Genomic DNA, 4920 nt, shown 5'->3' on the forward strand with positions numbered 1-4920 from the left:
GGCCGACAAGCTCACGGGCGACCCCGAGATCGAGGCCCAGCTTGAGGCGCTCGTCGAGGACGAGCTCGGCGGCGACCCGACGGAGCTGTTGGAGTTGGTCGTGGGACTCCGCGACGACCCGCTCGACGTCAACGCCGCGACGGCCCGAGAGCTGGCGCAGGTCCCAGCGCTCGGCCCCGAGATCGCAGCGGCGATCGTGCGCTACCGTGCCCAGAACGGACCGTACCAATCGCTCCCCGGCCTCCGACAGGTCGAGGGCGTGACCGCCGACGTCTACCTCGACGCTCGGCCATTCCTGACCATCGGCCCGCGTCTGGAAACGAACGCGCCCGTCTCCCGCTTTCCCCAGGCGCCGACGCTCGGCACCGTCCTCGACGGGTTCCGCTACACTGGGACGCAGCGGGTCCAACGGCGGCTCGACCTGGGCGAGGGCTTCCAAGGACCCGACTCTACAAGAGCGTTCCTCGGCTCGGCCTCGAGGATCTACACACGCCTGCAGGCGACCTACCGGCGCCAGGTGTCGGTCAACGTGACGCTCGAGAAAGACCCCGGCGAGCCGTTCCGGTTCGACGACGGCACCAATACGTACGGGTTCGACTACCAGAGCGCGCACGTGGCCGTCCTCGACGCCGGCCGCATCGACGCCCTTGTCGTGGGCGACTTTGTGGCCGAGTTCGGCCAGGGCGTCGCGCTGTGGCGAGCATCTGGCTTTGGCAAGGGACCCGACGCGATCGGCGGGCCGGTACGGAGCGGGCGCGGAATCCGGCCGTACGGGTCGGTCGACGAGAACAACTTTTTCCGAGGGGCCGCCTTGTCGGTCGCCGTCGTGCCGGGCGTCTACGTGTCCGCGTTCGCCAGCCGCCGCGCCCTCGACGCGAGCATCTTTGCGCCCGACTCCTCAGACCTGGCCGATCCCGACCTGCCGGGCGCCTTCGACGCCATCGTCACGAGCCTGAACGCGACGGGCCTGCACCGCAACGACCGCGAGCTGGCGCGCAAGGACGTCCTCGATGAGACACTCGTCGGCGGCGGCGCGGAGTACCGGATCGCGAACGGCCGCGTCGAGGGCCGAGCGGGCGTCATCGCGACGCAGTCGCAGTTCGACACGCCCATCGGCGGCGGGACGCGGCCGGACCAGTTCTTCGCTTTCCAAGGCGACGAGGCGACGGTCGTCAGCGCCTACGCCGACGCTCGGGCGCGGGCGGGGCTCGCCTTCCTCGAGGTCGCGAGAGGGGCCGGCGGCGGGCTGGGTGGCGTCGGCGGCGTCGGGATTGACCTGGGCGGAGGCGCGGATCTGTTGGTCGTCGGGCGGAGCTACGCGCCGGACTTTCAAACCTTGCACGGCTACCCGTTCGGCGAGCGCAACGGGATCGGACAGAACGAGGACGGGATCTACGCCGGGGTCCGCATCCAGCCCTCGAGGTCGTGGACCATCAACGCCTACCTCGACCAGTACCGGTTCCCGTTCCTCCGCTTCAACGTGCCGCGCCCGAGTCGAGGGCGGGAGGCGCTGCTGCACGTCGAGCACCGTCCCAGGCGGTACCTGCGCGTCTACGGCCAAGCCCGGACGGAGACGCGCGAGGTCGGCATCGAGGTGCCCGGGACTGTGCCCGGCTCGATCGTGGACGGGCTGGGCGAACAGACGCGGCAGACGGTCCGGCTGCACGGCGAGTGGGACGCGTCGCGGCGGCTCCGGCTGCGGGCTCGCGTCGAGGGCTCGCGCTTCGCCGACCAAGACGGCGTGACCGTCCAGACCGGGTCGCTCGTGTACCAAGACGTCCGCTGGCGGCCTCTCTCGTGGCTCCGCGCCGACGCGCGCCTGACCCTGTTCGACACGGACGGCTACGACGCCCGGCTCTACGCCTTCGAGAACGACCTGACGGGCGTCTTCGCGATCCCGGCGCTTTCGGGCCGCGGCGTCCGCTCGTACGTCTTGCTCCGGGCAGACCCGTTCGAGGGCGTGGTCGCGCAGCTCAAGCTGGCGGCGACGTGGCTCCGCGGCACGAACCGCATCGGCAGCGGGGACGCGGAGGTCGAGGGGAATCGGATCAGCGACCTGGGCGTGCAGGTGCGGGTGCGGCTCTGAGGTGCGGAGGTCAAGATGCTCTCGTCCTCGAGGGCGCATGCCCGGTCCGGCCTCGAGAGCCGTGAGGCCGGCGCAGCCAACGACTCGGACGCGCGACCTCGAGGACGGCTCGCTCGTGGCGTCGCCGGCCCCGCGTTTGTGAAACCGGTCGGGGAGCGACACAAAGTGGCGGCGCCCTCGTATCGTGCGGTCCGAGGGTTGGCCCCCGCACGCGATCGACGATCTGAGCGCGGGCCGTTGGGCGCAGGGGCCGTGGTGGGACCCTGCGCCTGCCCTCGCCTGGGGCGTACGTTGGCCGACGCGATGGACATCGACCTCTCCCCTCTCCTGGATGCCCTGCCCGACCTCGAGGCGGTGTACGTGTTCGGCTCTCGGGCGACCGGCGACGCCCGGCCGGACAGCGACCTCGACATTGCGGTCTTGGCGCCGGCACCCCTCGACCCCGTCGAGCGGTTCTACGTCCAGGAACGTCTCGCAGGTCACCTCGGCCTCGATGTGGACCTGGTGGACTTGCGTTCGGCCTCGACGGTGATGCGCGCCGAGGTCCTCCGCACGGGCGCCGTCGTCCTCGACCGGGACCCGACGACGCGGGCGTTCTGGGAAGTGACCGCGATGTCGGCGTACGCCCTTCTCAACGAGGAGCGGCGCGGCATCCTCGAGGACGTCAAACGCCGAGGACGGGTCTATGGCTGACGACGTCGTTTTGAATAAGGCCGCCGTCATCGGGCGGTGCGTCGCGCGAGTCCGTGAAGAGAGCGGGCTCGACCCCGCCCTCGAGGACGTGACGCGCCAAGACTCGGTGGTGCTCAATCTGCAGCGGGCGTGCCAGGCTGCCATCGACCTCGCAATGCGGGCGTGCCGGATGGACGGGCTCGGGATCCCACAGGACAGCCGCGACGCGTTCCGCCTCTTGATCGAGGCCGACGTGCTCCCCGAGCCCCTCGGAGCGTCGATGCGGTCGATGGTCGGCTTTCGCAACGTGGCCGTCCATGACTACCAGACGCTGAGTTTGCCGATCGTGCGGGCCATCGTCCGAGGTCACTTGGGCGACCTCGAGGCCTTCGCCGCCTGGGCGCTCCGCCGCTGACGCTCGGCCTCGAGGTCGCACATTCGAGGTCGCGCCATCGAGGACGGATACGCCGAAAGCGGTGCCGTACGTTGAGGCCGTCCGCCCCGATTGTCATGGCCGTCCTCGAGTTGCCCTCCGTCGTCACCCCCGAGCGCGCTCGGCTGATCCTGGCCCTCGGCCTGTTCCAGGACGGGGACGTCTCCGTCGGCAAGGCGGCCGAGATCGCGGGGCTGAGCTACCGGTCGTTTCTCGACGTGCTGCGCGAGCGCGACATCCCGGCGTACGTGATCGATGAGGAGTATTGGGAGCAGGAGCTGGCCTCGCTCCGCGCCCTCGAGAGCTCCGATGCCGGAGCCAAGTGAAGGGCATCGTTGTCACGGACACGTCCCCGCTCATCGCCCTCGAGCGTGTCGGAAAGCTCGACCTCTTGCCGGGCCTCTATTCCGTCGTCGCGCCGAGCGTCGTGGTCGCGGAGTTCGGGTCGAAGCCGGACTGGCTCCGCATCGAGGACGCTCGAGACCGCGCTCGGGTCGCCGAGCTCGCGGCGTCACTCGACGACGGCGAGTCCGAAGCGATCGCCCTCGCCCTCGAGACGCCGGGTAGGCCGCTGCTGATCGACGAGATTCGAGGGCGCAGAGCGGCTCTCCGGTTCGGCCTCGAGGTCATCGGGACGCTCGGCGTTTTGATTCGAGCTCAGCGCGCAGGCCTGATTCCCGCGGTCCGACCGCTCCTCGACGAGCTCCGCGAGGCCCACGGCTTTCGGGCGTCGGACGCCATCGTAGCGGCCGTCCTCCGGCAGGCCGGCGAGGGGTAGGCCCGTCCTCGAGGACGGCCGGTATCTTCGTGCCTCCCCCACCGTAGCACGTTGTACCTCAGCCGGCTCGACCTCCACGGCTTTAAAAGCTTCGCCCAGAAGACGAGCGTGTCGTTCTCGCCCGGCGTGACGGCCATCGTGGGGCCGAACGGGTGCGGCAAGTCGAACGTGATCGACGCCGTCCGCTGGGTGCTCGGTGAGCAACGCGCGCGGCTGCTCAGGAGCGAGTCGATGGCCGGCGTCATCTTCAACGGCGCCGAGGGCAAGCGCCCGCTCGGCCTGGCCGAGGTCTCGCTCACCGTCGAGAACACGCGAGGCGTCTTGCCGACCGAGTTCTCCGAGGTGACCGTCACGCGGCGGCTCTACCGCAACGGCGACTCCGAGTACATGCTCAACGGGACCGTCTGCCGCTTGCGCGACATCCAGGACCTGTTCATGGACACCGGCATGGGCGCCGGCGCCTACTCGGTCATCGAGCTGTCGATGGTCGAGGACATCCTGTCCGAGCAGGCCGACGACCGACGGCGCCTGTTCGAGGAAGCGGCCGGCGTCACCAAGTACAAGCGCCGCCGCGCCCAAGCCCTCCGGCGGCTCGAGTCGACCCAGTCCGACCTGACGCGGCTGGACGACATCGTGGAGGAGGTCGAAAAACAGGTTCGGTCGCTCCAGCGGCAGGCTCAGAAAGCAGCTCGGCACGAGCGCTACGCGACGCGGCTGCGGCGCCTCGAGCTCGCCATGGCCGCCCACGACCTCGAGCGACTACAGACCGAACGCACTGCCCTCGAGGCCACGGCGCGGGACCGCGGGACCGAGGCCGAGGGGCTGGGCGCGAAAGTCGCCCGGGGCGAGGCCCAGCTCGAAGAAGCGCGGACGACGCTCGTCGGGATGGAGCAGATGATGGGGCAGCGAGCGCGAGCGCTGCGCGACCACGCTGAGACGGTCCAGAAGCTC

The 4920-nt window shown here is 70.2% G+C and carries 6 protein-coding genes; all 6 read left to right on the forward strand.

Going from position 1 to position 4920, the window contains the following annotated elements; all coding sequences use genetic code 11:
• Window positions 1-2086: ComEA family DNA-binding protein (locus WBA11_RS12840; protein ID WP_424521075.1), on the forward strand; the 2086-nt coding region annotated here is incomplete at its 5' end.
• Between the two features lie 303 nt (window positions 2087-2389).
• Window positions 2390-2779: a type VII toxin-antitoxin system MntA family adenylyltransferase antitoxin gene (mntA, locus tag WBA11_RS12845; RefSeq protein WP_424521076.1), complete on the forward strand. Its 390-nt coding sequence runs from the start codon at window positions 2390-2392 to the stop codon at window positions 2777-2779.
• Window positions 2772-3173 carry a type VII toxin-antitoxin system HepT family RNase toxin gene (hepT, locus tag WBA11_RS12850; protein ID WP_424521077.1) on the forward strand — a complete coding sequence of 134 codons (402 nt, stop codon included), beginning with the start codon at window positions 2772-2774 and terminating at the stop codon, window positions 3171-3173. Before mntA ends, hepT begins: the two co-directional genes overlap by 8 nt.
• A 95-nt stretch (window positions 3174-3268) precedes the next feature.
• The gene (locus WBA11_RS12855; protein WP_424521078.1) at window positions 3269-3517 is read left to right on the forward strand and encodes a UPF0175 family protein; all 249 of its coding nucleotides are present in this window, start codon (window positions 3269-3271) and stop codon (window positions 3515-3517) included.
• A complete protein-coding gene (locus WBA11_RS12860; protein ID WP_424521079.1) occupies window positions 3514-3969 on the forward strand; it encodes a DUF3368 domain-containing protein in 456 nt (151 codons plus the stop codon). The genes WBA11_RS12855 and WBA11_RS12860 overlap by 4 nt, the downstream gene beginning before the upstream one ends.
• A 51-nt stretch (window positions 3970-4020) precedes the next feature.
• Window positions 4021-4920 (forward strand): AAA family ATPase (locus WBA11_RS12865; protein WP_424521080.1); only part of this gene is annotated, 900 nt, incomplete at its 3' end.

The sequence above is a fragment of the Rubrivirga sp. genome, assembly GCF_049648075.1.
Classification (GTDB): Bacteria; Bacteroidota; Rhodothermia; order Rhodothermales; family Rubricoccaceae; genus Rubrivirga.